The organism is Mycetohabitans sp. B2, from assembly GCF_021733735.1.
Lineage (GTDB): Bacteria > Pseudomonadota > Gammaproteobacteria > Burkholderiales > Burkholderiaceae > Mycetohabitans > Mycetohabitans rhizoxinica.
In genome coordinates this window covers 43075-67969 of sequence record NZ_JAHKSP010000047.1, presented here as the reverse complement: position 1 = coordinate 67969, position 24895 = coordinate 43075, and the positions used below count along the sequence as shown (strand labels likewise).

Sequence of the window (24895 nt, the reverse complement as noted above, 5' to 3'; positions counted from 1 at the left end):
ATGCTAAGAATTCTATATCGTGCACTCTGGTTCATCGTGGCACCGCTGGCCGTCGTGCGCCTGGTGGCACGCTCGCGGCGCGAGCGCAGCTACATCGAGCACATTGGCGAACGGTTCGGCCATGTGGCGGGCCGCGCGGCGCACGACGACGCCCCGCTGGTTTGGATCCATGCGGTGTCGCTCGGTGAGACGCGTGCCGCTCAACCGCTGGTGCAGGCGCTGCTCGACGAGCGTCCCGACGCGCGGGTGCTGCTCACGCACATGACGCCGAGCGGACGGGCGATCGGCGAGCAACTGTTCGGCTCGCGCGTGTTGCGCTGTTATTTGCCCTATGACATGTGCGGTCCGGTACGGCGGTTCCTTCGCGTATGGCGTCCTACATTGGGCATCGTGATGGAAACCGAAGTGTGGCCGACGCTGATCGACGAGTGCCGCCATGCGGGCGTGCCGCTGGTGCTGACCAACGCGAGAATGTCGGAGCGCTCATACCGGCGCGCCTCGCGTTTTGGCGCGGCGGGGCGTCAGGTATTCGGTGGCTTTACGCGCGTGCTGGCGCAGAGCCCGGCCGACGCGCAGCGCCTGAGCGCGCTTGGCGCGCGTGACGTCGCGGTGCTCGGCAACTTAAAGTTCGATATGGAGGCCCCGGCCGAGTTGGCCGAGCGCGGCCGTGCCTGGCATGCGGCAATCGGCCGGCGGCCGGTGTGGGTGGCGGGCAGCACGCGCGAGGGCGAAGAGGCGCTCGTGTTGGACGCATACCGCCAACTTGGCGTTGCTGATGCGCTGCTGGTGCTGGTGCCTCGCCATCCCCAGCGCTTCGATGAGGTCGCGGCGCTGGTCGAGCGCGCCGGACTCAAGCTGGCGCGCCGCTCGCAGTGGGCCGGCGCATCGGTCGCGCCGGGCTCGTGCGAAGCGGACGCAATTGAGCCGCTGCCGGCCGACGTGCAAGTGTTGCTCGGCGATTCGATGGGCGAGATGCGCGCTTATTACGCGGCGGCGGACGTGGCCTTCATCGGCGGAAGCTTGCTGCCATTCGGCGGCCAAAACCTGATTGAGGCATGCGCTGTCGGCGTGCCGGTCGTGATTGGCCCACATACGTTTAATTTTACCCAGGCGAGCGCTGACGCAATCGCGGCCGGCGCTGCGCTGCGGGTGCAGGATCCGGCCACGTTGGCGCGCGCCGTGCGTACGGTGCTGACCGATCGTGCGCGCTGTGTGACGATGGGCGCCGCCGGGGCCGCGTTCGCGGCGCGTCACCGTGGCGCAACCCGTCGCACGATCGATGCGCTAGAGGCGTTACTGCCGCCTGTCAAGCCGTGAACAGGCTGTTCTTCTCGATGAAGGGGGCACCTCGTTCAGTCTGCTTTGCTCGTTCAAATTCGTTATCGCGAATGGTTTGTCATCGCGAATGTTGCGGGTGCCCAATGTCATCGCGTCGAGCGATGCGCTAGTCATCGGCGCGCGATCTGTCTTGTCGATGATTAGCAAGGCGCCATTCATGATGGTAGGGGCCGGCAGGTCGCTCTGGTTCTGCGTACTCCCGTGCTGGCGCAGCGTCAGTTAGTTGTACATTTCAATGACGGGCGATGGTCCGATACGCACTTGCGGGCGGCGTGATGTCCATCAAAGCAGGCAGTCTGTCGCCTCGTCAAAATGACGTTTAATGATGCTTAATTGGCGATGTTGTAATGGTGTTTGTTCACGTTGCCATGCTGTCATGCGATAAGCAATGCAGTCTGATCGCAGCATGCCGGTCAAGCGAATGCATGTGATTGAAGAAGCGTTGGCAAAAACGCTATCGTATGTGGCGGATATAAAAATAGTTGCGTGTCCCACTATCTACTGGCTGCGCTCGTTATGTTAAGGATTCGTCTTATTTTCACCAACTCAGCGTAGTGGGAGTATGGTGTGATAGTGCAAGCCAGTTCGCTGCATGCGGATTTCTTCCAACGCTCGACGGAAGTTATAAAACATGGTGGCGTGGTGCGCCAAGGAGGTCTTTATGACAGCCGATTTAAAGACGACCGGTTGTTTCACCCCCTTTTTATCCTTTATCAAAAAAGCAAGAAATAGCGGTAAAGGTTGTAACCCGGAGAAACCAAGTATCAGTGCCAGCACACCGGCCGCTAACAGTAGGCTGAATGGTCTGGCGCCGTTAGGGCAATTATGCCTTGCTAGACCAGAAACCTTACGGATGGACGGCTATCCTGTACTTTCAAAACATGATGATCACAGCGAAGACGGCGTACAGATTAAGCGAAGCAGACCGGTAGCATGGAGCTTTAATGCGATGCCAGCGCCTCGTAACACCTTGTCTACGTTGTTATCGAGTCAGAGGAAGGCGAGATCAACGGCAGCATTGACGTCGCGCTCTGCTACTTTGATACAGCGTGGGCGGGCGGGGAGCAATGGTTTGTCTACCGAAGTAGAAGACAACAGCACTTCATTGTCGAACGGCGACAAGGCTAATGCGACGCAAATGCAGGACTGGACTGCGGGCGTATGGAAGAAACTGAAGCGTTCGAACTCAATGGTCCCATTGCGAAAGCGACTGCCCCGGCTAACTCGCTCCAAATCTGACCCCCTGCCCCTTTCACACGCCGAACTACGCAGGCAGATGGAACTTCAATACCGTCAGTTGCTTAGCACGCCGCTGAAAAAACTCAAGGACGCCAAAGCCGTAGAGGCAACCGTCCCAGCGCTGGTGAGCTCGGTGAAATGGGCGGAAAGCACAAATGACCCAACACTGCCTCTTTTCGTCGTTCTATGTGCGGCCTATAAAAAGGTTTGTGTGACAAACGGCCTCCCTAAGTTAGCCGACAGACGGAAGAGATGGAAGAAAGACGTCGAGGCATTTGAAAAAGACGCGGCTGATGGTGGAAAATGGGCGCCGTTCAGGGACCAGTACAACCAATACATAGCAGCACTAATTGAAAGGATTGCCGGACAAAGTCATCGTGCAACGGAGGTGACCGGGACCCTCGTTACTCGTTCTCCCAACGCGAGTTACTCGTTCCCCCAGCGCGAAGTCGATACCCTCGTGGACATCGACCCGCGCGTACGACGGTACCTCTTTGCCGTGAACGGTTGGGGCGTTCCGAAATAGCCCAACCCCCGCAATTCGTCATCGCGCCGGACGATGAACGCAGGATGCCCAACTGGGTCGGCCTTTTCTCCGGCACAGCCAACCACAGCGTACGAGGGTCGATGCGAGTGTGCCGGCGCTAGTTCAGTACGTCGGCACCGACGGATCAACTTGCCGCGACCACGCATCGATACCGCCTTGCAGGTTATAGACGTGCTTGAAGCCGCGTGCCTCAAGGAACATGCCCACGTTCGCGCTGCGGGCGCCATGATGGCAGATGCAGACAATCTGCGCGTCGTCGTCAAGCTCTTCGCTGCGTGCCGGAATGTCCTTCATGGGGATATGCACGATACCGTCGAGCCGGGCTGTCGATACCTCCCACGGTTCGCGCACGTCGAGCAACACGGGTGCGGCACGAGATGGGTCGGCAAGCCAGGCGGCGAGGTCGGAGGCAGTGAGGTTCTGCATGGCTTAAAATTTGAAGTGAGGCGGCTCGACCGCGTTGGTGAGAGGTGGGACGAACGTCTCGAAGACGTCGGCGATCCGGTATTGCTTGTCGTCCACACGGGTGACGATCTGTGCGCGCATGACTGGTGCCACGCCGACGAATGCCGCGAGCCGGCCGCCAATCTTCAATTGCTCCAGCATTTCTTGTGGCAGCATCGGCAGCCCGCCCGATACGCAGATGACGTCATACGGCCCTTGTGCGGGCCAGCCGCGGGAACCATCGCCGGTTTCCACTTGTGCATTGGTCACGTCGTTCGCCGCCAGATTGTCCCGGGCCAGCTCCGCTAGTTCCGGGACAATGTCCAGCGTCAGCACCGAGCGCGCGCGATGCGCGAGCAGCGCCGCCATATAGCCGGAGCCGGCACCAATCTCCAGCACCACCTCGTGCTTTTTCACGGCCAGCTCTTGTAGTATCCGCGCCTCGATCTTCGGCAACAGCATGTGCTGGCCCGCCGGCAGCGGCACCTCAAGATCGGCGAACGCAATGTTGCGATAAGCAGCAGGCACGAAATGCTCGCGCTTGACGATCGCCAGCAGGTTCAACACGTCCTGGTCCAGCACCTCCCATGGGCGGATTTGCTGTTCGATCATGTTAAAGCGTGCTTGCTCGATGTTCATGGTGTCTTGACGGTTTGAATCGACGAAGGTAGGCGTTGGAATTATACTCGACCCTTTGATGGCGTTGCCGGTTCCTCCGTCGCAGGCCCTCGTCGCAGGTCGTTGCTGTAGATCCCTGTCGCAGGCTTGATCGTAGGTCCCTGTGGCAAGTTTGGTGTCGTAGGCCGCACGTGCGGTACCGCTCCAATGCGCCGGCTGCGTAGCCGCTCGTCCATTGCCGGATTACATGAACTGCCGTTTCAGCTGCGGTGCCTGTTGCATCGCGCCATCCATCTCCAGTCCAATTCCCGGCATGCCGGGTGGTAAGCCCGCGGGCGTGGCGTGTGTCCAGCTGGATGCAGACATGCGTTGCCGGATTTTTGACGCACTTGACAGGCCGCGGTGCTGCAGTGGCCTGCAGGCGTCTGAGGAAATGTGCGGGCGCTCCCGCGCCTATGCGCTGCATTGGCTGACGCGGCTCGAGCGACTGACCGTCCCTTCGGCGTAACAGGCGTGTTGCGCCGGCACGTCGTTGAACGTGGTGCCCGAGCCGTAGTGAGCGTTCGGCGGCGTGTGCGAAACGCGTGTCAACGGTATAGACTGTTGTGCCGGCTGCCGCAAGAGGGGCGGTCGGCGCGCTTGCTCGCTGCTCGGGTCGCCCCTGCAGTTGCCGGCGAGCAGCGTGGTGACGTCGCGGCTGGTGCCGGGCAGTGCCGCGTTCGGCATCGGCTGTCGCTTGACGGGTTTCTGTCTGGTGCCTGCGCTCGTGACACTCGGCGCCGGCTATCCGAAGGCGACGGGTTTCGTGGCGGCGATGATGGCCGGCATGGCCGTCCGTCTTCGCGATCATCTCGCGGCGATATTCGGAGGGCTGCGTGCGAGCCGAAAGAGGAACATTGCATGATTGAAACGGTGGTCCGCGCACTGGTGCGGGCAGCGGTCACGCTATCGTTGATCGCGCCGCTTGGCGCGGTGGTGACGATAGCCGTGGCGCCCGGTGTCGCGCACGCCGGAATTTTCCCGTTCGTGCCTGATCATTACACGTTCTCGCAGCGGCAGGTGCAGCGTGCGATCGAACGCAAGTTTCCGTATCAGCGCAGCGTCGGTTCATTGTTAAACCTGACGCTGGCCAGTCCTGTCGTCGCATTGCGCGCGGACGCCAACCGCGTCATGGTTACGGTCGACGCACACTTGGCCAGTCCGTTGCTGGGGCGTCCGGTGGACAGTGTCGTGAGCTTGTCCAGTGAACTGGCGTACGACGCGCCTAGCCGCTCGGTCGTGCTGCGCAATCCGAATGTTGAGCGAGTCGACGTCGGCGACGACGCGGCACCGTACGTGCAACAGATCCATGCTGCCGCATCGATTGCCGTAGCCCAGTTGCTGGCTGACTACCCAGTTCACACGTTCAAGCCTGAACAATTGCAATTTGCCGGACAGCAATATGAACCCGGTACAATTAAAATTCTTTCAGATGGCATACGCGTGCAGATCGTCGAGAAGTAGCGGCGTCGCGCGCCGCCGCCCCAGCTCAGGTTGCTTCTTCAAAGGACGATGGGATGGATCTGCTGCTGTTGCTCAAGGCGCTGGTGCTTGGCCTGGTGGAAGGCTTGACGGAATTCCTTCCCGTATCCAGTACAGGACATCTGATCCTGGTGGGCGAATTAATTGATTTTACCGGCGACGGCAGCAAGGTCTTTGACGTTGCGATCCAGTTCGGCGCCATCCTCGCGGTGTGCTGGGAATATCGCGAGCGTATTGGCCAAGTCGTGCGGGGCCTGACTACCAAGCCGCCAGCCCGGCGTTTTGCACTCAACGTAATCGTCGCCTGTCTTCCCGCGGTCGTGATGGGGCTGCTGTTCGAGAAGCACATCAAGGCGCTGCTGTTTTCGCCGGTGCCGGTGGCGGTTGCGCTGATCGTCGGCGGCATCATCCTGCTGTGGGTGGAGGCGGCGCATCGCCGTCGTGATGGCGCCGCGTATGTTGCTCGTGTGCAGTCGATCGATGAGTTGACCGTCGTCGATGCATTGAAAGTCGGGCTCGCGCAATGCTTCGCACTGATCCCCGGCACGTCACGTTCGGGGGCGACGATCGTGGGAGGGCTGCTCACCGGGCTGGAGCGGCGTGTTGCGACTGAGTTTTCGTTCTTCCTCGCCATCCCGTTGATCTTTGGCGCCACTGTGTACGAATTGGTCAAGGCGCGCGACGCGCTGAGCGTATCGGACATGGGTCCGTTCACGGTCGGCTTCGCAACCGCGTTCGTCAGCGCATTCGCGTGCGTGCGCTGGCTGTTGCGCTACATTGCGACGCATGACTTCACGGTGTTTGCGTGGTATCGGATCGGTTTTGGACTGCTGGTGCTGGTCGCTAGCTATCTGGCGGGTGTCACGTTCAGCCACTGACCTTGGGTGCTCAACGCTTCGTGAACAGCAGATCCCATACGCCGTGGCCAAGTCGCAGTCCGCGGCGCTCGAATTTTGTCACCGGCCGATAATCGGGGCGCGGTGCATAGCCGCTTGCCTCGTCCGACGCATTGGTGAGCGTCGATTCCGCGCGCAGTACATCCAGCATCTGCTCTGCGTAGTTCTGCCAGTCCGTCGCCAGATGCAAATAGCCGCCGGCGCGCAGCCGCGACGCGAGCAGCTTGACGAACGGCGGCTGGATGAGCCGGCGCTTGTGGTGACGCGCTTTATGCCACGGGTCGGGGAAGAAGATGTGTATGCCATCCACGCTGTCCTCGGCCAGCATATGCGCGATGACCTCGACCGCGTCGTGCTGAATCACGCGGATATTGTTCAGTTGCCTTTCCCCGATCAGCTTCAGCAGCGCCCCCACGCCCGGCTCGTGAACTTCGATGCCGAGAAAGTCGTCGCCTGGCCGTTGTGCGGCGATATCGGCGGTTGTCGTGCCCATGCCAAAGCCGATCTCGAGCACGCGCGGCGCATCGCGACCAAAGATCGCATCCCAGTTGAGCGGCGCGCCGGTATAGGGCAGCTTGAATCGCGGACCCAGTTCGTCCAGCGCTCGTCGCTGGGCGTTGGATAAACGTCCCGCTCGAGTCACGAAGCTGCGGATACGGCGCAGCGGCGGGGTTGCCTCGGTGGCGGGTGTCGTGCCGTGGCCGCTGTCTTTGTGGGCTTCATTGTCGGCACGCTTGTGCGCGGCCGCGTCGTCGTGGCGATCGGAAGGGTCGTGAGTCATCGTGCGGCGTTTGCGGCAGACCGTCCGGCGCGGCAAATACGTCGGGCCGGTGTGCGGCTGATAAGCAAAAAGCCGTTCGCATATTGAACGGCTTTCGGTGTCTTGGTGTGGGCGATGCGGCATGAACGCATGGTCCCGGTCATTTCGGCGAAAGTAAAATCTTCGCGAAGAGCGGGGATTGTGGACCGGTTTTGCTATCCCGTCAACCGGCGGGCGCGATATGCGTCTGGCGTGCGCTCGGGGGCGAGCAACGCTAGACGACAATCTTGATCCATACAGGTAAGCCGATGGCGCACGAATGAACCCGCTGGCGTTCACCATGCTGCAATCGGTTTGCGGGGCGGCGGACAAGGCAAAGGGCTTGAGCATGTGCCCGTCAAGCACAGGGCGACGCTGATCCTTCATTTGCTGGCCGACTCCAATCCGATACCGATGGCCGCCCTAGTCGGCAACAATGAGGCGTCCCGAATCTCGATTCCCATTGCGTCTGTCCATCAGTTGCCCGACGCGGCGGCGCACGAGCAGCAACCGTCCGCGCAGTAACTCGACGATTACTAACCCGCTATATTCATCGCGATCCTGGCGGCTTATTCGTGTGAGTTGAACCGTTATCGAGTAGGAATGGCGTGGGATGGGTGCGCACCAGTCTGCAGCGCTGGCCGAGCGAGCCCGGCATAGATTTGCATAATTAAATTTGATAAAGCGCCGCTGGTATGAGGCGTTCCAACCTCTTTGGCCAATCAAGTAAGATCTGATTGGCTTGTCAGTTCTCTAGCAATACAGACGCCGGCAGTAGCCGCGCGACTTTGCGGGGCGGTGTGGCTGAACGTGCGCCGCGCCTATAGTGCCACTTTTGCTTACGACGGAGCGGTGTCTTGAACGGGCCGACCGTTTGTAGTGCACTTACTGCACTTGCAGGGCTGAAATCGTGAGGTGGAGCGGGCGATGGGAATCGAACCCACGTCTCCAGCTTGGGAAGCTGGGGTAATGGCCATTATACGACGCCCGCGAAGCCGATCATTTTACAGGGGTTTTGGCGGTTTGGGGAGCGCAATGTCGTGGCGGTGTCGTGAGCGCATGGGTTATCCGGGTCTGTAGCATGTCGCTTTTATGGCCATGGTATGGAGCCAACCACTGGCCGGGCACGTTGGTGGCAGGAAATTGAGGCTACCCCAAATCAGGACCGTTCTAAAGTGGAAATTTCCGGCTCTTCGGGGTGGGCCGGATCGGCCCAGGCCCGTACTGACCGTACGGTCAATCGCATACAGGTTTTCTAAATGCCCGATTCGGTTTCAAGAGTACTGGCGTCATTCGCTATGTCGGCCGTGGTGCGTCGGCCATGGCGCGAACAGTGAGCGTCGATGTGCAATAGAAGCCACGACGCGTCTAGTTCTACGGAGGCGCCACCCGCGTGCGCGTGTATCGCCCATCATGCTTAAAATCCGAACATCGTCACCGACACGGTGACGCGCGTGACGATCATCAATAATACCTCGACGATCAAGAGCAGCACCAACGGCGACAGATCGATGCCGCCGAACGTGGGCACCACGCGGCGCAGCGGGTTCAGCAACGGCGCGGTCAATTGCAGCAGGATCGCCATCGCCGGGGAGCGCGGGTTGACCCACGAGAGCAGCGCCATGATCAGCGTCAGCCAGATCGTCAGGTTCAATGCCCACTTGACCATCGTCAACAGCGCGATGATGAATCCAGCAGGCAACAGCGAGGTCGGGTCACCACCGGAGACGGTCACCATTAGGACAATGAACACGATTGCAGTGAGCCAGGCGGCGAACAGGCTCGTCCAGTCGGTGCCACGCGCGGCCGGAATGACCCGACGCAACGGCAGAACGAGCCAGTTGGTTGCCTGGAAAATGCCCTGCGAGACCGGGTTGTACGGCGTGAGCCTGACCACATGCAACCACGCGCGCAGCAGCAGCGCGGCACCGAACAACGTGAAAATCGTATTGAGCAGAAAGCGGGCAATATCCCCGAACATCTTGTTTTCCTTCGAGTGGCGCAGCCGACGAGTTGTAAGGTACCGGACGTGACGTGTCAAGGGCGCGGCGGCACGTGGTCGGATCGCTGCGCCGTGCCATCGTCGGGTGCCGGTGCGTCCGTGCCACGCTGCAGCGCTGCCGCGACGGTGGCTTCGATCGCGTCAAGCCCGGGCGGCGCCGGCGAGCGTCGGCGCGCCAGCGCGGCCACTCTGCGCGTGAGCATCGCATAGAGCGCCATGTGATCTTCGCCCAACGCGGCCAAGGTGTCGAGCTGGCTGCCGATCACTGAAACGTCGCCGCGCGACACTGGTCCAGCGATCGCGCCGGACAGGCCGTTGTCGCGCACCGATTGCAGGGTGCGCTCGAGCATGGGCAGCAATGCGGCCAGTGCGACATCTTCATCCAATCCGATATGTTTCCAGAGTGTGACGTTTTCGTACAGCGACGCCACCGCGAAGCTTGCCGCGTAGCTCGCCGCGCCATGATAAAGCATTCGCGCACCGGACGGGATCGACAGCGGCACGCAATCCAGGGCGCTGGCGAGCGCGCGCAGCGCGGCGTCCAGCGGCGCCGGAGCTTCGATCGTGATGGAGCAGCCCGCCAGCCGGTCCACGTCAGCCGCGTGTCCGGTGAACAGATACAGCGGATGGAAGCCGCCCGTCAAGACGCCTTGGGCTCGGGCCGGCTCGAGCAACTCGACGCTGGATGCGCCGCTGCAGTGCACGAGCGCACATGAACTGGCCCGCGCGGGGGAATAGCACAGTTGAGTGGCCACCGCGCCGATCGCATCATCCGGCACCGTCACGAAGACCAGCTCAGCGGCCTCGATAACGTGTCTCAGATCTGAGACGATTGGGCACCGTCCTGCTCGCTCGGCAAGTTGCTTGGACGATTCTTTTGAGCGGCTCATGACCGCGGCAATCCGGTAACCGCGTCGATGCCATGCCGCTGCAAGGGTTTGGGCGAGCCGTCCGGCGCCGATGAAGCCAATAGTCGGATGAGGCGGAAAAGGCATGGTTCATGCTTACGTAACAAGAATGGTGTCCATGATAGACCAGTTATGTATTGCTTCGCGTCAAGCGTTATAGCGACGCACTGGGTGCGCCCTTGGTTGCCGCTTGCGCGTTGAATATGGCAATGCAAGGCGTTTGAATACCTAACCAGGAGATTTGCGCCATGAGCCTCTTTTCGTATCGGAAACACCTACGATTCCTCAATACGACCCAGCGCCGCTTGTGGTGGGAGCAAAGGATGCGCTTGACGCCGCGCGTGCGGATCGGTGGCCTGTATGTGCCGCCGAACGTAAGTCGCGAGTTCGCTTATGTAAAAGTGGGCTGATGGTGTGGCTACCCAGTAGCGGGCGGGCGTCGGGTAAGCGGCGAGCCTCGGCTGGTGGATCAACGGCTGGCAGATCAACGGCTGGCGGGCCAACGGTTGGATGTTCGCTTGGGATAGGTTGCCCTTGTAATGGGCACGCTCCTTCACGTTGATCACTGCGCGCGTCAAGCGCGGCTCCTTGAGCTGTCGAGCGAGCAGCGAGCCGCCAACCAGCGTGCCCAACACGATGGCCCGAAACGATTTGTCACAGCGCGTGCTGGTCGGACGGCCTAGGGCGTCACGCGCATGTAATGTCCCCAGTTGAGCTCGACGAAAAATGCCCGTAGGCGACGGGCGCCCGGGTGATCCAGTAACTTTGTAAATAAACTTTAGCGACTTGCGACACCCTAGTCAGCCAATGTGGCGTGGCGAGCATGGCGAGTTGGCCAGGTGCTGCTCGCTCCACGTGTCAGCCGCCGCGCGCTCGGAATTCGATGATGGCGAGGCTGCCGGTAACCCCCACTGACTGCCTGTCTCGCCTGCGTCCTTATTGCATTTTGCAACAATTGAGCCCGACCGTGCGCGCGAATTTTCGGTACATTGCAATGGTGGTGCCGTAATAGACGGCATTGTGTTCAGGAGAGTGTAGTGAAAAAGATCATCCCGATCCTAGTCAGTGTCGCTACGCTGTGGGCGGGGGCGGGCGCCGCGCAAGCACATGTGTCAATCGGCGTGGGGATCGGAATTCCCGCTCCGGTGTACGCTACTCCAATCTATACGCCGCCGCCGATCGTCTATGCGCCGCTCCCGCCTCCGGTGGTCTACGCACCTCCACCCCCGGTCGTCTACGCACCTCCGCCTCCAGTAGCTTATGCGCCGCCGCCCGCGGTTGTGGTGGGCGGCTATGGCGGCTATTACCGGCCGTGGTATCCCCATCCTCATTGGCCCGGCGGTTACTATCGGCGCTGGTAGCGGGCGGCAGGCCTGCGCCGTCGTGATGATGTCAGGTTGCCGCGTGCATGCCCGCTGGCGCCATCCTTACCCCAGGCCGATCTCTGTCCATAGCGCATCGACACGCCGCTTGACCGCTGCGTCCATCACAATCGGCCGGCCCCATTCGCGGGAAGTCTCGCCGGGCCACTTGTTCGTCGCATCGATGCCCATTTTGGAGCCGAGTCCGGCCACCGGCGACGCAAAGTCGAGATAGTCGATTGGTGTGTTGTCGACCAGCACCGTGTCGCGGCTCGGATCCACACGCGTCGTCAGGGCCCAAATCACCTCTTTCCAGTCGCGCACATTCACGTCGTCGTCCACCACGACAATGAACTTCGTATACATGAATTGCCGCAAGAAGCTCCAGACACCGAACATCACGCGTTTGGCGTGGCCGGCATAGCTTTTCTTCATCTGCACGATGGCCATCCGGTAACTGCATCCTTCCGGCGGCAGATAGAAGTCGGTGATCTCCGGAAACTGCTTTTGCAGCAGCGGCACAAATACCTCGTTCAGCGCGACGCCGAGCACGGCCGGTTCGTCCGGCGGCTTGCCCGTGTACGTCGAATGGTAGATCGCGCCGCGCCGCATCGTGATGCGCTCGACGGTGAACACCGGAAACCACTCCTGCTCGTTGTAATAGCCGGTGTGGTCGCCATAGGGGCCCTCCAGTGCATGTTCGTAGCGGCCGGCCGGTCCGGCCACGCGAGCGCGCGGCGACACGGGTCCCGGCTGTGCCGGAACGTCTTGCGCTGCGCCTGCATCGGGATGGATGAACCCCTCCAGGATGATTTCCGCGCGGGCTGGCACTTGCAGATGCGCCAGTCCGGGCGTCAAGCAGTGGGCCAGCTCGGTTTTGCCGCCGCGCAGCAAGCCGGCGAACTGATATTCGGACAATGTGTCGGGTACCGGCGTGACGGCACCGAGAATCGTCGCCGGATCGGCGCCGAGCGCGACGGCGACTGGATAGGGCTGGCCAGGATGGGCTAGCGCAAATTCGCGAAAATCCAGCGCGCCGCCGCGATGGGCGAGCCAGCGCATGATCAGCTTGTTGCGCCCGATCACTTGTTGCCGATAGATGCCCAGATTCTGACGCGGCTTGTTCGGCCCCCGCGTGACGGTGAGGCCCCAGGTAATCAGCGGCGCTGCGTCGTGCGGCCAGCAGGTTTGGATTGGCAGCCGCGCCAGGTCGACATCGCCACCTTCAATCACGATCTCCTGGCAAGGCGGTGCGCTGACCGTGCGGGGTGCCATGTCCCAGACGGCCTTGGCCAGCGAAAGCAGCCGTGTCGCATCCTTCAGGCCCTTCGGCGGCTCCGGCTCCTTCAGCGACGACAATAGGTGACCGATATCGCGCAGCGACGTTAAGGCCGCGTCGTCAGCCTCGGCATCGACGCCCATGCCGAGCGCGACGCGACGTGTCGTACCAAACAGGTTGCCAAGCACAGGCATCGTGTGCCCGGCCGGATTCTCGAACAGCAGCGCGGGGCCGCCCGCATTGAGCACGCGGTCGCATAGCTCGGTCATTTCAAGCACTGGCGAGACAGCGGCGCGAACCCTTCGCAGTTCTCCCAATGCTTCGAGGCGGCTCGCAAAGTCACGCAGGTCTTTGTATTTCATCACACTATACGAACGTTGCCGGCCATGCCGGGCACAAGGGGTACATTTTAGCTTGTGTGCGTGCGCGACACATTTGTTGCAAATTGGACCACTTGCCGCCCGGGGCACGCGGCATGCTTCATCTCCACGTATTGACTGTTTCCTTTATAACTAAAGGTATTGACTTTTCGAACCCTTAGTTTTGACGCTCTATAAAACCCTGCTAAAATCCGACTTTATCAGTGGTGGGACCGCCTTGTAGTCCGCCATCCTGTTTGGCGCTTCGCGTCACGCCGACTCTACTCGCTAAGGGCGGCGCAAACTGACCTCGGCTGGCCCAATACGCCGGCTTTTTGGTGCGGGTGGCCCGCGCGGCTTGATTGACGCGCGCGCAGTGTGTGTCACGAATCCTGACGCCCCCGTCTCCGCAGATGGCACCTCGCCATCTCTTCCCGGCATCGTCTCGCGGCTAACCAACGCAGGCGACGCCTTGGCCTGTCGTGCACATCGGCTGCGACTGCGCTTGCGTGCTCGCACGGATGTCGTCGTCGCTGCAAAGCACGGCGCGACCGGCCATGAACCCTGGGAGCTTGTGAAGTATGAATACTTGGTTAGGTTGGCGACCGAAGAGCGATGTTGTGCAAACGGTACGCGAACTGCTACGCCGCGGCACGCGGCTTTCTTCCACGCTGTTGAGCCTCGTCGGCGCGCTGGCGGTGCTCACGAGCCTGGCATTGTGGTGGCAGCCGGCGCTGCGCGGCACCTTGGCCGCGAAGGTCATGCCGTTGATTGTGGAGGCGGTGCATAACGGCCCGGCGCGATTGCTGTCTGGCCAACCGTTGCCGCCGTTCGCGCCGCACGCCAGACCGGAGGGCGACGCTGCCCCGCTGGGGATGACGCCCGTATCCGCTACGCCCGGCGGCAAAGGGTTCCTCGCGGCGACGCTCGATCTGGGATATGACGACCTACCCGGCAGGGCTGGTCTGGGTCCGGCCACGCTCAACGGGCTCGATCCGCGCACACTGCCGTCGGTCGGTACGTTGGCCCGGCTCATCCCGTCCGAGCGTGTTGCCCCCGATGCGCGGGACGATCGCGTGCTGGTGTCGGCGCATGAGCAAGCGCTGGTTACCGCTTACCTTGCACGGCGCTATCGCGTCGCGCAGGAGCCGGTCCGCCAGTTGGTCAAGGCGGCGTTTAACACCGGCCGTGAGGTCGGGCTCGACCCGCTGCTTTTGCTGGCGGTGATGGCGATCGAATCAGGATTCAACCCGTATGCGGAAAGTGGTGTCGGCGCCAAGGGCCTGATGCAGGTGATGTCCAGGGTTCATTCCGACAAGTTTGATTACTTCGGGGGACAGAGCGCCGCGCTGCAGCCGCTGGCCAACATCAAGGTCGGAGCCTTGGTGCTCAAGGACTGTATTGCTCGTGGCGGCTCTGTAGCGGGCGGCTTGCGGCGTTATGTCGGCTCGACATCGCCGAACGACGGTGGCTATGGCGCGAAGGTGTTGGCCGAGCGCGCGCGACTGCGGGATGTTGCGCGCGGACGCAGGGTGCCAGTTAACGCCCCGCAATCGCCCGCGCCAATGCTCGCATCGACGCCGCCGCAGACCAATGCATCGACGCAACGAGTGCCGGTCACGCTGGGTGCTGAGCCTGCGGCGGTCACGCAAAAGGCGCTTGTCGGCGCTGATACGCATGCGCAGAATGAAGCCGGCGCCAGTACCGTGTCGAAACATACCGAGCAGTTGGCCGATATTGGTGCTTGATCGGTGGCGGGCGCGCTGCACAGCCGGTGGGGAAGAGGCGGTGGCAGCGCCCAATTACGACGCGCCAAACAGGGTGTGTAGCCGTGCGATAGCCTGTTGTAGCCGCTCGTACGACGTCGCGTATGAAATTCGCAGGTAGTCGTGCGGCGCATGCACGCCGAAGTCCAGGCCCGGCACCATGCTGACCTTCGCTTCTTGAAGCATCGTGGACGCGAGCGCCGCGCTGTCCGACGCAGCCGGGTGCGCGATGCCGCGGCAGTTCGCATAGACGTAAAACGCGCCATCCGGCAGGACCGGTATGCCGAAACCCAATTCGCGCAACGCCGGTACCAGGAAGTCGCGCCGTCGCTTGAACTCGAGCCGCCGTTGCTCGTAGATCTCGAGTGACGCGGGCTCGAAGCATGCGAGCGCCGCGTGCTGCGCGAGCGCGGACGCGCAGATGAATAGATTCTGCGCGAGCTTCTCGAAGGCCGGCACCCAGTGCAGCGGCACCACGAGCCAGCCCAGGCGCCAGCCCGTCATGCTGAAGTACTTCGAAAAACTGTTTACGGTCACGACATGATCGTGTGCGCCGTGTAGTGACAGCGCCGAGACGGGCGGCGCATCATAGGTCAGTCCCTGATAGATTTCGTCGACGATTGCGAAACCGTCTTGGGCGCGGACCGTATCGACAATGCGTTGCAGTTCGCTCGCGTCGATCGATGTGCCGGTAGGGTTCGACGGCGACGCGAGCAGCACGCCGCGTGTGTTCGCACCCCAATGCTGCTGCACGTGCGCCGCGCTTAATTGAAAGCGCTGCGCCGCGTCGCTCGGCACTAGAACCGCCCGGCCCTCGAAGGCGGTGACGAAGTGACGGTTGCACGGATAGGTCGGATCCGGCATTAGCACCTCGTCGTCGCGATCGACAAGCGCCGCGCAAGCGAGCAACAACGCCGCGGAGGCGCCGGCTGTTACGACGATGCGTGCCGGTTCGACATCGACGTTGTACATACGCCGGTAATGCATTGCAATGGCTTCGCGTAACGGCGTGATGCCCAGCGCCGGCGTGTACTGCGTGAGGCCTCGGCGCAGTGCCGAGGCTGCCGCTTCGGCGACGGCCGGTGGAGCCGTGAAATCGGGCTCGCCGATGCTCATGTGGATCACGTCATGGCCTGCCTGCTCGAGGCGGGTGGCTTGCTTGACGAATTCCATGACCTGGAATGGCTCGATCCGCTCGATGCGTGAAGCGAGCCGACCGGCCCGGGCGGTGACAAGCGGATCCGGCATCGAATCAGTGTCGGTCATGCAGCATCCCTGGCGAACGCGACAGCGCGCATTCAACCGCGAGCCTTGACTTCGTCGGCGCGCATGGTCACCGCGAGCTTGTCGAGGACGCCGTTCACATACTTGTAGCCGTCGGCACCGCCAAATGTCTTAGCCAACTCGACGGCCTCGTTGATCACAACCCGGTACGGGATCTCGAAATGATGCTGGAATTCGTATGCCGCAATGAGCAGCACCGCCCGTTCGACCGGCGACAGTTGGTCGATCGGGCGATCCAGGAACGGCATGAGCGCTTCAGTCAGCGTCGCAGCCTGCTTGATCACGCCATGTAGCAGCGCATCGAAATGGTCGCGATCCGCTTTGTCGAAGCCGGGCTGCTCGCGCATGGCTGCGTCGATCTCGCCCGGCGCCGCGCCCGACAGCAGCCACTGATACAAACCTTGCGTGGCCAACTCGCGCGAGCGACGGCGAGCACTTCTCGTTGTCATGCTCGATCCTCGTCTGCTGCTTCGTCTTCCTCGTCCTCGTCGTCATCTTGACCGAGTTGGTCGAGAGCGGACGATAGGTTTGCCATTTCCACCGCAACGCGTGCCGCATCGCGGCCTTTCTCGGTCATTCTCGCGATCGCCTGCTCGTCGTTTTCGGTGGTCAACACCGCGTTGGCGATCGGCACGCCGAAGTCCAATGCAATCCGGCTGATGCCCGCGCCGCTTTCGTTGGATACCAGCTCGAAGTGATAGGTCTCGCCGCGAATCACCGCGCCGAGCGCGATCAGCGCGTCGAACTGGCCGCTCTCGGCGAGCTTTTGCAGTGCGAGCGCAATCTCCAGTGCGCCGGGCACCGTGACGAGCAGCACGTCCTCGCCCGCGACGCCAAGGCGCTCGAGTTCCTCGACGCAGGCGTCGACCAGCCCGTTGCAGACCGGCTCGTTGAAGCGGGATTGGACGATGCCGATGCGCAGTCCGTCACCCTCGTGATTCGGTTGATATTGTCCGATTTCCATGAATGTTCCGTTGATGTGTGGGGCGAGGCGGGACGCTGGCCGCCGGGCCATGATCCAGAATAGGCAGATACCGCGCGCGTCGCCCTATCCGTGCGAACGCGGGCCGCTGCTCGCGAATCCGTGTGCTGCTGCCGGCATGGGCTCGAAACCGGTGACCTCGAGGCCGTACCCCGACATGCTGCCCATCCTGCGCGGATTCGACAAGACCCGCATTTTGCCGACATGCAACTCATGCAGGATCTGCGCGCCGACGCCGTACGTCTTGAAGTCGACTGGACGGCGCTTGAGTTCGGCTGCCTTGTCCTGCCGCTCGAATGCCTCGAATACATCCAGCAGCCGCTCGCCAGACTCGTGCACGTTCAGCAACACCACGACGCCGGTTTCCCGCTGAGCAATCTCGCGCAGCGCCGCATCCAATGTCCAGGAGTGTGTACTGACACCCGTTTCAATCAAGTCGAGGATCGACAGCGGCTCGTGTACCCGCACCAGGGTCTCGACCTCAGGCGAGGGTTGCCCGCGCACCAGCGCCAGATGCGGCGCGCCGCTCGGCTTGTCGTGGAACAGCACCGCATTGAACGGTCCGTGCGCAGTATGCATCGTGCGCTGCGCCACGCGTTCGATGATCGATTCGGTGCGACTGCGGTACTGGATCAGGTCCGCGATCGTGCCGACCTTCAACCCGTGCTGCGCGGCGAACTCGACGAGGTCGGGCAAGCGGGCCATCGTGCCATCGTCCTTAATCACCTCGCAGATCACCGATGCCGGCGTGAGCCCGGCCAGCGCCGTTAGGTCGCAACCGGCCTCGGTATGGCCGGCGCGCACCAGCACGCCACCGGGCTGCGCCATGATCGGAAACACGTGTCCAGGCTGCACGATATCCTCGGCTCGGGCATCGCGCGCGACGGCCGCCTGGATCGTGCGTGCGCGGTCGGCAGCGCAGATGCCGGTGGTCACGCCTTGCGCGGCCTCGATGCTGACCGTAAACGCCGTGCCGTATTGCGTGCCATTGCGATGCGTCATCAGCGGCAGGTTCAATGTGCGGCAGCGCTCCTGCGTCAGCGTCAGGCAGATCAGCCCGCGGCCATAGCGAGCCATGAAGTTGATCGCTTCCGGTGTGACGAAATCAGCGGCCAGCACCAAGTCGCCCTCGTTCTCGCGATCTTCTTCGTCGACGAGGATGACCATTCTGCCGGCCTTGAGTTCGGCAATGATCTCTTGCGTGGAAGCGAGTGTCATGGTGGGCGATGGTGGCATGATAGGAAAACCGCTATTTTACGTCAGCACCGCGTCAAGAGCCGATTTCTATGCTGGTTCTGCGAGTACGGAGGCAATGAAGCGGGCGACGCCGTCCACACAGGATACACACGCAGCGGTATAGCCGATCCGTGCAAAGGCGCTGGTGGGGCCGACGCATACCAGCGGCTTGCGCCAGCGTCGCGCCAACGAGATTTCGTCGGCAGTGCCGTGGCCGCCCGGCAACGCGACGATGACGTCGCTGCTCAGCACGTTGACGTGGTTGCGACTGACGCGATTCGGCGGCGCCCCGGCGTCATGACGGGGCAGTGGCGTGATGATCGGCAGATCGACAAACCGATTCGGATAGCCGTCCAGCGGTACGAAGCCGGCTACCAGATCGGCGCGTGTGGGCACGATTGCAATTGAGCGGCCCGTGCGTGGGCTGACGCTGCAGAAGCCGCGTGCGACGCTGAGCATCACACCCTGGCCGCCGCCGGTCAGCAGGTTGTAGCCGTTTTCGGCGATCCATCGGCCGAGCGGCTCGGCCAGTTCCGTCCAAGGCTCGGTGCCCGAGCCCATTACACCGATTGTCTTGGTCAGCATGAGGAGGCGACGACGTGATAATGACGAGGGAAGTACACCAAGGCGTCAATTGACGCCGGGCCGAGCCGCAGATTGAATACATCGGCGACGATGACGCTATGCGTGCCATGTCGAGTAACGTTCGCGATGCGACAATCGAGTGTGGCCAATGCGTCGTCGAGCACCGGCGCGCCAGTGTACATCGTGCGCCAGCGCGCGTGCCTGACCAACGTGATTTGGCCGTTGAGTCGCGATTCGATCGGATAAATTGGCGATACTATTGCGCAGGCCGGTGATTCCCACCACCCGTGGCCATGACGGCAAGCGACTTTAAACCGGCGTTGCGGCGCATGCAGTAGAGCGGCGACTTTGAATGCGCGTTTGCTGTCGTCGCAATGATCGTCAATACCGCGTTTGACGAAGTGCGTCGCGTGGCCATCGAGCGGTTCGATCACCCCACACACGGCTGGTTTTGGCGCGACGCCGGCAGACGATCAGCCCTTGAAAAAACCGATTACTTCAATGATGGGTAGCCGTTCTGAGACGTGCTGAGCATCCGCTCGACATACCGCGCAATCATATCGACTTCGAGATTGACCGCGTCGCCAACGCGCAGGTGCCGCAGCGTGGTCATCTGTATCGTGTGCGGAATCACGTTGATCGAGAACTCGCATCCATCGTCCCGGTCCTGTACGGCATTGACGGTCAGGCTGACACCGTTGACCGTGATGGACCCCTTGTACGCGAAGTACTTTGCGAGCGAGGACGGCGCGACGATGCGCAATTCGTGTGACTCTCCCACCGGCTCGAAGCGGCTGACCTGGCCGAGCCCGTCGACATGTCCGCTGACTAGGTGGCCGCCCAGGCGTTCATGCGCACGCAGCGCTTTTTCGAGGTTCACTTCGCCGGGCTGGGCGAGCCCGGTGGTGCAGTTCAGCGTTTCCCGCGATACGTCGACCTCGAACTGCGTCGATGTCTTGTCGACGACCGTCAAGCACGCACCTTGCACTGCGATGCTGTCGCCCAACCCGACATCGGACAGATTGAGCGTGCTGGCGGCGATCGATAGGCGCGCGCCGTCCTCGACAGACGCGCCCAGCGGGGTGACCGATTCAATGCGGCCGACCGCCGCGACGATGCCTGTGAACATACGAGAATCCCTTTATTGTGAGCGCGGCTCGCCCGTTTGCAGTGCGTTGTCGGATTCGGCCGCCACGAGCCTGGCAAGGACCCGTAGATCCTCGCCGATCCGCTCGATCGAATGATATTGCAGCCGTACTCGTTGATCGAGCGTCGGCGGCGGCTCGAGGTTGAACATGCCGGTCGCGTTGCCAAGCAGGGCTGGGGCGATGTAGAGCAGCAACTCGTCAACGCAGCCTTCGCGCAACAATGAGCCGTTGAGCTTGTAGCCCGCCTCGACATGCAATTCGTTGATGCCACGCGCAGCAAGCAGCCGTAGCGCAGCCGGCAGGTCAACCTTGCCGGACTGGTTCGGCAACGCAATCACTTCGGCGCCCGCCGCGCGTAACGCATGCGCACGCGCGGCGAATGCTGCGTCGTCGCGCGCGCAGATTACCAATGGTGGCGCGCCGGCTAGAATCCTTGCATCCAGCGGCACGTCCAGACGGCTGTCCACCAGCACGCGCAGCGGTTGGCGAGGCGTGGACACTGCGCGCACGGTCATCTGCGGATCGTCCTCGCGCACCGTGCCGATACCGGTAAGGGTCGCGCACGCGCGGGCGCGCCATGCGTGTCCGTCCGTGCGCGCGGCACTCGACGTGATCCACTGGCTTTGGCCGTTCGGCAACGCGGTGCGACCGTCCAGCGTTGCGGCGATCTTGAGTCGCACCCACGGAACGCCACGCGTCATCCGCGACACAAAGCCGACGTTTAACTCCTGCGCCTCGTGCGCAAGCAGTCCACAGCGTACGTCCACGCCCGCATCGCGCAGACTGGCCAGGCCACGGCCGCTGACCTGCGGGTTCGGGTCTTCCATCGCGGCAATCACCCGCGTGATGCCGGCCTCGATCAGCGTATTCGCGCAGGGTGGCGTGCGACCGAAGTGGCTGCAAGGCTCCAGCGTCACATAGGCGGTGGCGCCGGCGGGGGTGTGCCCGCGCAAGCGTGCGTCTTTCAGCGCGCAGATTTCCGCATGGTCTTGTCCGGCCGGCTGCGTGAAGCCTTCGCCGATGACTTCGCCATCCTTGACAAGCACGCACCCCACGCGCGGGTTCGGCGACGTCGTATATAACCCGCGCTCGGCGAGCACGAGCGCGCGCTGCATCTGCAAGCGATCAAAGTCTGAGAACATGGCAGGGTCGGCGCTCAGCGTTGCAGCGCAGTGAACACGGTGCGGGCGATCGACAGCGTTTCGTCGATGACCGCGTCGTCGTGCGTGATTGACACGAAGCCGGCCTCGTATGCTGAGGGGGCGAAATGCACGCCGGCATCGAGCATTGCGTGGAAGAACGCGTTGAAGCGGGGTACGTCGCAGCGCATCACCTCGGCAAAGCTGCGCGGCACCTGCGAGGCGAAATACAGGCCGAACATGCCGCCCAGCGAGTCCGCGCTGAATGGCACGCCCGCGTCGCGCGCGGCGGCCTGCAGCCCACCGGCGAGCCGCGCAGTCTGCTGGGACAGGCGGTCATAGAAGCCGGGCGCCTGAATCTGGCGCAGCGTTTCGAGGCCAGCGGCGACCGCGAGTGGGTTGCCTGACAGGGTGCCGGCCTGGTAGACGCCGCCCAATGGTGCCAGGTGCGCCATGATGTCGCGTCGGCCACCGAACGCGGCAATCGGCATTCCGCCGCCGATCACCTTGCCCAGGCAGGTTAGGTCCGGCACGATATTGAATAGCTGCTGCGCGCCGCCAAGCGCGACGCGAAAACCGCACATTACCTCATCGAAGATCAGCACGCTGCCGTGCTCAGTGCACTGCTTGCGCAACGCGGCGAGGAATTCGGCCGACGCCCGCACGAGATTCATGTTGCCCGCGACCGGCTCGACAATCACCGCTGCGATTTCCTTGCCAAATGCGCTGAATGCTTCGTTCAACTGCTCGACGTTGTTGTACTCGAGCACGGTGGTGTGATGCGCGATGTCGGGCGGCACACCGGCCGAGGTGGGGTTGCCAAACGTCAGCAGTCCGGACCCGGCCTTCACAAGCAGGCTGTCGGCATGGCCGTGATAGCAACCTTCGAATTTGACGATGCGGCTGCGCCCGGTGAACCCGCGGGCGAGCCGCAACGCGCTCATCGTGGCCTCGGTGCCGCTCGAGACCATGCGGATTTGCTCAATCGATGGCATGAGGCGGCAAATCTCCTCGGCGATTTCGATTTCCGCCTCGGTCGGCGCGCCGAATGAGAAGCCCGACGCGAGCGCGCGCTGTACCGCGACCAGTACGTCTGGATTGAGGTGTCCGAGGATCATCGGCCCCCACGAACCGATGTAGTCAATGTAGCGCTGCCCATCTGCGTCCCATAAATACGGGCCGTGCGCGCGTGTGATGAAGCGCGGCGTGCCGCCGACCGAGCGGAAAGCGCGCACCGGCGAATTGACGCCGCCCGGAATCGTGAGCTGGGCCCGTTCGAAAAGAAGTTGGCTCTTGGACATTGAATCCATCCCGCATTGCAGCAATGATATCCATGCATTGTACCGGAGCGGTGCGCGGCGCCGGCGCGTACAATGAAGTACTTAATTTATGAAATGTTTTGTGCGCGGTTTCCCGCAGCGTCTCCATGCCTGATTCCCCGACTGCTCGCCGCCGGCCCGATTGGCGCTTGATTCTCTTGCTTGGCGCGCTCGCCGCGTGTGGCCCGATCTCGATTGACATGTATCTGCCGAGCCTGCCGTCGCTGGCAGCGGCATTCGACATCAGCGCCTCGGCCGCACAGGTGACGCTGACCAGCTTCATGTTCGGCTTTTCGATTGGTATGCTGCTGTATGGCCCATTGTCCGACGTCTATGGTCGGCGCCCGGTCTTAATCGGCGGCATCGTGCTGTATGGGCTGGCCAGTATGGCCTGTGCGCTCGCGCCGTCGATCGGCTGGCTGATCGCGGTGCGCTTCCTGCAGGCGCTGGGCGCCGGCGCGGCGTCGGTGCTCGCGCGCGCGATTGCGCGAGATGTGCATGGCCCCACCGATGCGGCCCGCGTGCTGTCGATGCTGGCCATCGTGACCTCGATTGGGCCATTGCTTGCGCCGCTGGTGGGCGGGCAGCTGCTGCTGCTCGGCGGCTGGCGTGCGGTGTTTGGGGCGCTGGCGCTGTTTGGCGCGGCCTGCGCCATCACGGCGGTGCGCAAGGTGCCGGAAACGTGGCCGCCGCACAAGCGGCATGAAAACGCGCTTACCGCGTCATTCGCCGTGTACGGGCGCTTGCTGACCGATCCGGTGGCGTGGGGCCATATACTTTGCGGCGGTATGGCGTTCGCGGGCATGTTCGCGTACATCACGGCCACGCCGTTCGTCTACATCGATTACTTCCATGTGTCGGCGCAGGCCTATGGGTTGTTTTTTGCGCTGAACATCGTCGGCATCATGGCGGGGAATATCCTCAATGTGCGGCTGGTCGGCGCGCTCGGCGCGCTGCGCATGATCTCGGTCTCATCGCGGGTGTGCCTGCTCGCCTCGCTTGGGGTGTTCGTGGCCTGCACCACCGGCTGGGGTGGCCTGTGCTCGATCGTCGCGACACTATTTTTCGTGGTTGGCATGGTCGGTGTGCTCGGCGCGAACTGCACAAATGATCTGATGCACCGCTATCCGCGCAACGCCGGCGCGGCGGCGGCGGTGTTCGGCGCGATGCAACTGGCGCTCGGCGCGCTGTCGAGCCTGGCGGTCGGCGCGTTGCAGGACGGTTCGCCACGCGCCATGGGGATCGTGATCGGTGCCTGTGGCGTGTTGACCTATATGGGATATCGGCTTATGGCCCGCTCGCACCGGCGGCCGGCCATGGGTTGAGGCCGACTAACGATCGAGTGTCGGCCAGCGGCAGCGGGCGCGCAGGCCATAGGGCACAAGGGCTGACGACGCTCCGGTCAAGCGGGTTTCAGTCAGCCGTATTGCTCATTGCGCGCTTGGTCGAATGCGACGCGTCGCCGCCACTGTCAGCGGGTGCATCGCCGGGCAGCGTCTCGATCAGCGTGTCGAGCAGGCGGTAGGCCTCGGCCAGGGTCTTCGCACCGATCTTATGTTCCAATGACCGGTATTGTTCGTCGATCAGCGGACTAATCCGCTTGACGAGCGCTTGGCTTTGCGGCGTCAGACTCACGATCACTTTGCGCTGATCGGACGCGACGCGCGAACGGCGGATCAGCCCGTCCCGATCCATCCGTTCAAGCACCCCGGTCAAGCTCGGACTGAGAATGCAGCAAACGCGCGCGATCTGCCCCGCTTCCATTTCCTGACGCGGATGATCGTTCAACGCGCGTATGATTCGCCACTGCTGCTCGGTCAGCGAGAACTGCTTGAGCACCGGGCGGAACATGCCCATGACGCTTTCGCGCGCCTGGAGTAGGAGCATCGCAAGGTTGCGATGGTTAAATTCACCGGTCATCGTTGTATGGAATCAGGCGGGTGGCGAAGCAGCCTATTATACGTTCCACAACGCAGCGCTCTCGCGCGGTGTCCGATCCTGGCGCCAATCATGCTGATCGGTATAACAGCCATGCAACTGGCGCATCACCGGGCGTCGCGTGGCGATGCGCGGCGCAGCAATGCGGGCAGGTGATGCGTATTTGCGTGGGAGGACGAAAAAATGG

General features: G+C 62.5%; 26 protein-coding genes, 1 tRNA gene and 1 pseudogene. 10 read left to right on the top strand and 18 right to left on the bottom strand.

What is annotated here, in order from left to right; genetic code table 11:
• Both waaA and KPG66_RS10180 read left to right on the top strand, forming a co-directional pair.
• The gene (gene waaA, locus KPG66_RS10185; protein ID WP_013436078.1) at nucleotides 1–1317 is read left to right on the top strand and encodes a lipid IV(A) 3-deoxy-D-manno-octulosonic acid transferase; all 1317 of its coding nucleotides are present in this window, start codon (nucleotides 1–3) and stop codon (nucleotides 1315–1317) included.
• A 682-nt stretch (nucleotides 1318–1999) separates the two neighbouring features.
• Nucleotides 2000–3103, top strand: coding sequence for a hypothetical protein (locus tag KPG66_RS10180; protein WP_237070818.1), 1104 nt, complete (start codon nucleotides 2000–2002; stop codon nucleotides 3101–3103).
• A 123-nt stretch (nucleotides 3104–3226) separates the two neighbouring features.
• On the opposite strand, the gene KPG66_RS10175 is transcribed toward KPG66_RS10180, so the two are convergent.
• Both KPG66_RS10175 and KPG66_RS10170 read right to left on the bottom strand, forming a co-directional pair.
• Nucleotides 3227–3550, bottom strand: a complete 324-nt coding sequence (locus KPG66_RS10175) for a rhodanese-like domain-containing protein (protein WP_237070817.1) — start codon at nucleotides 3548–3550, stop codon at nucleotides 3227–3229.
• 3 nt (nucleotides 3551–3553) lie between these two features.
• Nucleotides 3554–4207 (bottom strand): protein-L-isoaspartate O-methyltransferase family protein, encoded by a 654-nt coding sequence (locus tag KPG66_RS10170; RefSeq protein WP_013436071.1) that lies wholly within the window; start codon nucleotides 4205–4207, stop codon nucleotides 3554–3556.
• 226 nt (nucleotides 4208–4433) lie between these two features.
• On the opposite strand from KPG66_RS10170, the gene KPG66_RS10165 reads away from it, so the two are divergent.
• The 4 genes and pseudogenes from KPG66_RS10165 to KPG66_RS10150 all read left to right on the top strand — a co-directional run bounded on the left by KPG66_RS10165 (nucleotide 4434) and on the right by KPG66_RS10150 (nucleotide 6585).
• Nucleotides 4434–4694: a YkgJ family cysteine cluster protein gene (locus tag KPG66_RS10165; protein ID WP_237070816.1), complete on the top strand. Its 261-nt coding sequence runs from the start codon at nucleotides 4434–4436 to the stop codon at nucleotides 4692–4694.
• A gap of 123 nt (nucleotides 4695–4817) precedes the next feature.
• Nucleotides 4818–5090: pseudogene (locus KPG66_RS10160) on the top strand (DUF6691 family protein); the annotation flags it as partial.
• Complete coding sequence (locus KPG66_RS10155; protein ID WP_237070815.1) at nucleotides 5087–5689, top strand: DUF1439 domain-containing protein; 603 nt, start codon at nucleotides 5087–5089, stop codon at nucleotides 5687–5689. The pseudogene KPG66_RS10160 and the gene KPG66_RS10155, both read left to right, overlap by 4 nt.
• Before the next feature lie 53 nt (nucleotides 5690–5742).
• Nucleotides 5743–6585, top strand: a complete 843-nt coding sequence (locus KPG66_RS10150) for an undecaprenyl-diphosphate phosphatase (protein WP_237070814.1) — start codon at nucleotides 5743–5745, stop codon at nucleotides 6583–6585.
• 10 nt (nucleotides 6586–6595) lie between these two features.
• Here KPG66_RS10150 and trmB read toward each other — a convergent pair whose 3' ends face one another.
• Nucleotides 6596–7384 (bottom strand): tRNA (guanosine(46)-N7)-methyltransferase TrmB, encoded by a 789-nt coding sequence (gene trmB / locus KPG66_RS10145; RefSeq protein ID WP_237070813.1) that lies wholly within the window; start codon nucleotides 7382–7384, stop codon nucleotides 6596–6598.
• 369 nt (nucleotides 7385–7753) lie between these two features.
• On the opposite strand from trmB, the gene KPG66_RS10140 reads away from it, so the two are divergent.
• Complete coding sequence (locus KPG66_RS10140; protein WP_237070812.1) at nucleotides 7754–7927, top strand: hypothetical protein; 174 nt, start codon at nucleotides 7754–7756, stop codon at nucleotides 7925–7927.
• A 391-nt stretch (nucleotides 7928–8318) separates the two neighbouring features.
• Here the strand turns inward: KPG66_RS10140 and KPG66_RS10135 are convergent.
• The 4 genes from KPG66_RS10135 to KPG66_RS10120 all read right to left on the bottom strand — a co-directional run bounded on the left by KPG66_RS10135 (nucleotide 8319) and on the right by KPG66_RS10120 (nucleotide 10947).
• Nucleotides 8319–8393: transfer RNA gene (locus KPG66_RS10135), tRNA-Gly, on the bottom strand.
• A gap of 426 nt (nucleotides 8394–8819) precedes the next feature.
• Nucleotides 8820–9383, bottom strand: coding sequence for a YggT family protein (locus KPG66_RS10130; protein ID WP_237070811.1), 564 nt, complete (start codon nucleotides 9381–9383; stop codon nucleotides 8820–8822).
• A gap of 56 nt (nucleotides 9384–9439) precedes the next feature.
• Entirely contained in the window at nucleotides 9440–10399 is a 960-nt protein-coding gene (locus KPG66_RS10125; protein WP_237070810.1) for a Rossmann-like and DUF2520 domain-containing protein, read from the bottom strand.
• 188 nt (nucleotides 10400–10587) lie between these two features.
• The gene (locus KPG66_RS10120; protein WP_237070809.1) at nucleotides 10588–10947 is read right to left on the bottom strand and encodes a hypothetical protein; all 360 of its coding nucleotides are present in this window, start codon (nucleotides 10945–10947) and stop codon (nucleotides 10588–10590) included.
• A 402-nt stretch (nucleotides 10948–11349) separates the two neighbouring features.
• Here KPG66_RS10120 and KPG66_RS10115 point away from each other — a divergent pair, with 402 nt between their 5' ends.
• Nucleotides 11350–11673, top strand: coding sequence for a hypothetical protein (locus KPG66_RS10115; protein WP_041753771.1), 324 nt, complete (start codon nucleotides 11350–11352; stop codon nucleotides 11671–11673).
• A 66-nt stretch (nucleotides 11674–11739) separates the two neighbouring features.
• Here KPG66_RS10115 and KPG66_RS10110 read toward each other — a convergent pair whose 3' ends face one another.
• Nucleotides 11740–13314 (bottom strand): UbiD family decarboxylase, encoded by a 1575-nt coding sequence (locus KPG66_RS10110; RefSeq protein WP_237070808.1) that lies wholly within the window; start codon nucleotides 13312–13314, stop codon nucleotides 11740–11742.
• A gap of 578 nt (nucleotides 13315–13892) precedes the next feature.
• Here KPG66_RS10110 and KPG66_RS10105 point away from each other — a divergent pair.
• Nucleotides 13893–15059 carry a lytic transglycosylase domain-containing protein gene (locus KPG66_RS10105; RefSeq protein WP_013436058.1) on the top strand — a complete coding sequence of 389 codons (1167 nt, stop codon included), beginning with the start codon at nucleotides 13893–13895 and terminating at the stop codon, nucleotides 15057–15059.
• A gap of 54 nt (nucleotides 15060–15113) precedes the next feature.
• Here KPG66_RS10105 and KPG66_RS10100 read toward each other — a convergent pair whose 3' ends face one another.
• The 9 genes from KPG66_RS10100 to hemL form a co-directional block, all read right to left on the bottom strand.
• A complete protein-coding gene (locus KPG66_RS10100; RefSeq protein ID WP_237070807.1) occupies nucleotides 15114–16343 on the bottom strand; it encodes a pyridoxal phosphate-dependent aminotransferase in 1230 nt (409 codons plus the stop codon).
• Nucleotides 16344–16375: 32 nt separating this feature from the next.
• The gene (gene nusB, locus KPG66_RS10095) at nucleotides 16376–16810 is read right to left on the bottom strand and encodes a transcription antitermination factor NusB (RefSeq protein ID WP_237070806.1); all 435 of its coding nucleotides are present in this window, start codon (nucleotides 16808–16810) and stop codon (nucleotides 16376–16378) included.
• Nucleotides 16807–17325: a 6,7-dimethyl-8-ribityllumazine synthase gene (ribH, locus tag KPG66_RS10090; protein WP_041753769.1), complete on the bottom strand. Its 519-nt coding sequence runs from the start codon at nucleotides 17323–17325 to the stop codon at nucleotides 16807–16809. Before ribH ends, nusB begins: the two co-directional genes overlap by 4 nt.
• A gap of 84 nt (nucleotides 17326–17409) precedes the next feature.
• Nucleotides 17410–18561, bottom strand: a complete 1152-nt coding sequence (gene ribBA, locus KPG66_RS10085) for a bifunctional 3,4-dihydroxy-2-butanone-4-phosphate synthase/GTP cyclohydrolase II (RefSeq protein WP_237070805.1) — start codon at nucleotides 18559–18561, stop codon at nucleotides 17410–17412.
• A 66-nt stretch (nucleotides 18562–18627) separates the two neighbouring features.
• A complete protein-coding gene (locus KPG66_RS10080) occupies nucleotides 18628–19164 on the bottom strand; it encodes a DNA-binding protein (protein WP_237070804.1) in 537 nt (178 codons plus the stop codon).
• Nucleotides 19158–19598: a flavin reductase gene (locus KPG66_RS17740; RefSeq protein WP_237070803.1), complete on the bottom strand. Its 441-nt coding sequence runs from the start codon at nucleotides 19596–19598 to the stop codon at nucleotides 19158–19160. Before KPG66_RS17740 ends, KPG66_RS10080 begins: the two co-directional genes overlap by 7 nt.
• A gap of 59 nt (nucleotides 19599–19657) precedes the next feature.
• On the bottom strand, nucleotides 19658–20293 hold the full coding sequence (locus KPG66_RS10070; RefSeq protein ID WP_237070802.1) for a riboflavin synthase: 636 nt from the start codon (nucleotides 20291–20293) through the stop codon (nucleotides 19658–19660).
• Nucleotides 20294–20305: 12 nt separating this feature from the next.
• Nucleotides 20306–21454: a bifunctional diaminohydroxyphosphoribosylaminopyrimidine deaminase/5-amino-6-(5-phosphoribosylamino)uracil reductase RibD gene (ribD, locus tag KPG66_RS10065; RefSeq protein WP_237070801.1), complete on the bottom strand. Its 1149-nt coding sequence runs from the start codon at nucleotides 21452–21454 to the stop codon at nucleotides 20306–20308.
• Nucleotides 21455–21468: 14 nt separating this feature from the next.
• Nucleotides 21469–22752, bottom strand: coding sequence for a glutamate-1-semialdehyde 2,1-aminomutase (hemL, locus tag KPG66_RS10060; protein ID WP_237070800.1), 1284 nt, complete (start codon nucleotides 22750–22752; stop codon nucleotides 21469–21471).
• 125 nt (nucleotides 22753–22877) lie between these two features.
• Here hemL and KPG66_RS10055 point away from each other — a divergent pair, with 125 nt between their 5' ends.
• Nucleotides 22878–24095 (top strand): Bcr/CflA family multidrug efflux MFS transporter, encoded by a 1218-nt coding sequence (locus KPG66_RS10055; RefSeq protein WP_237070799.1) that lies wholly within the window; start codon nucleotides 22878–22880, stop codon nucleotides 24093–24095.
• An 88-nt stretch (nucleotides 24096–24183) separates the two neighbouring features.
• Here the strand turns inward: KPG66_RS10055 and hpaR are convergent, their stop codons facing one another.
• Nucleotides 24184–24690, bottom strand: coding sequence for a homoprotocatechuate degradation operon regulator HpaR (hpaR, locus tag KPG66_RS10050; protein WP_013436044.1), 507 nt, complete (start codon nucleotides 24688–24690; stop codon nucleotides 24184–24186).
• Between the last annotated feature and the right edge of the window lie 205 nt (nucleotides 24691–24895).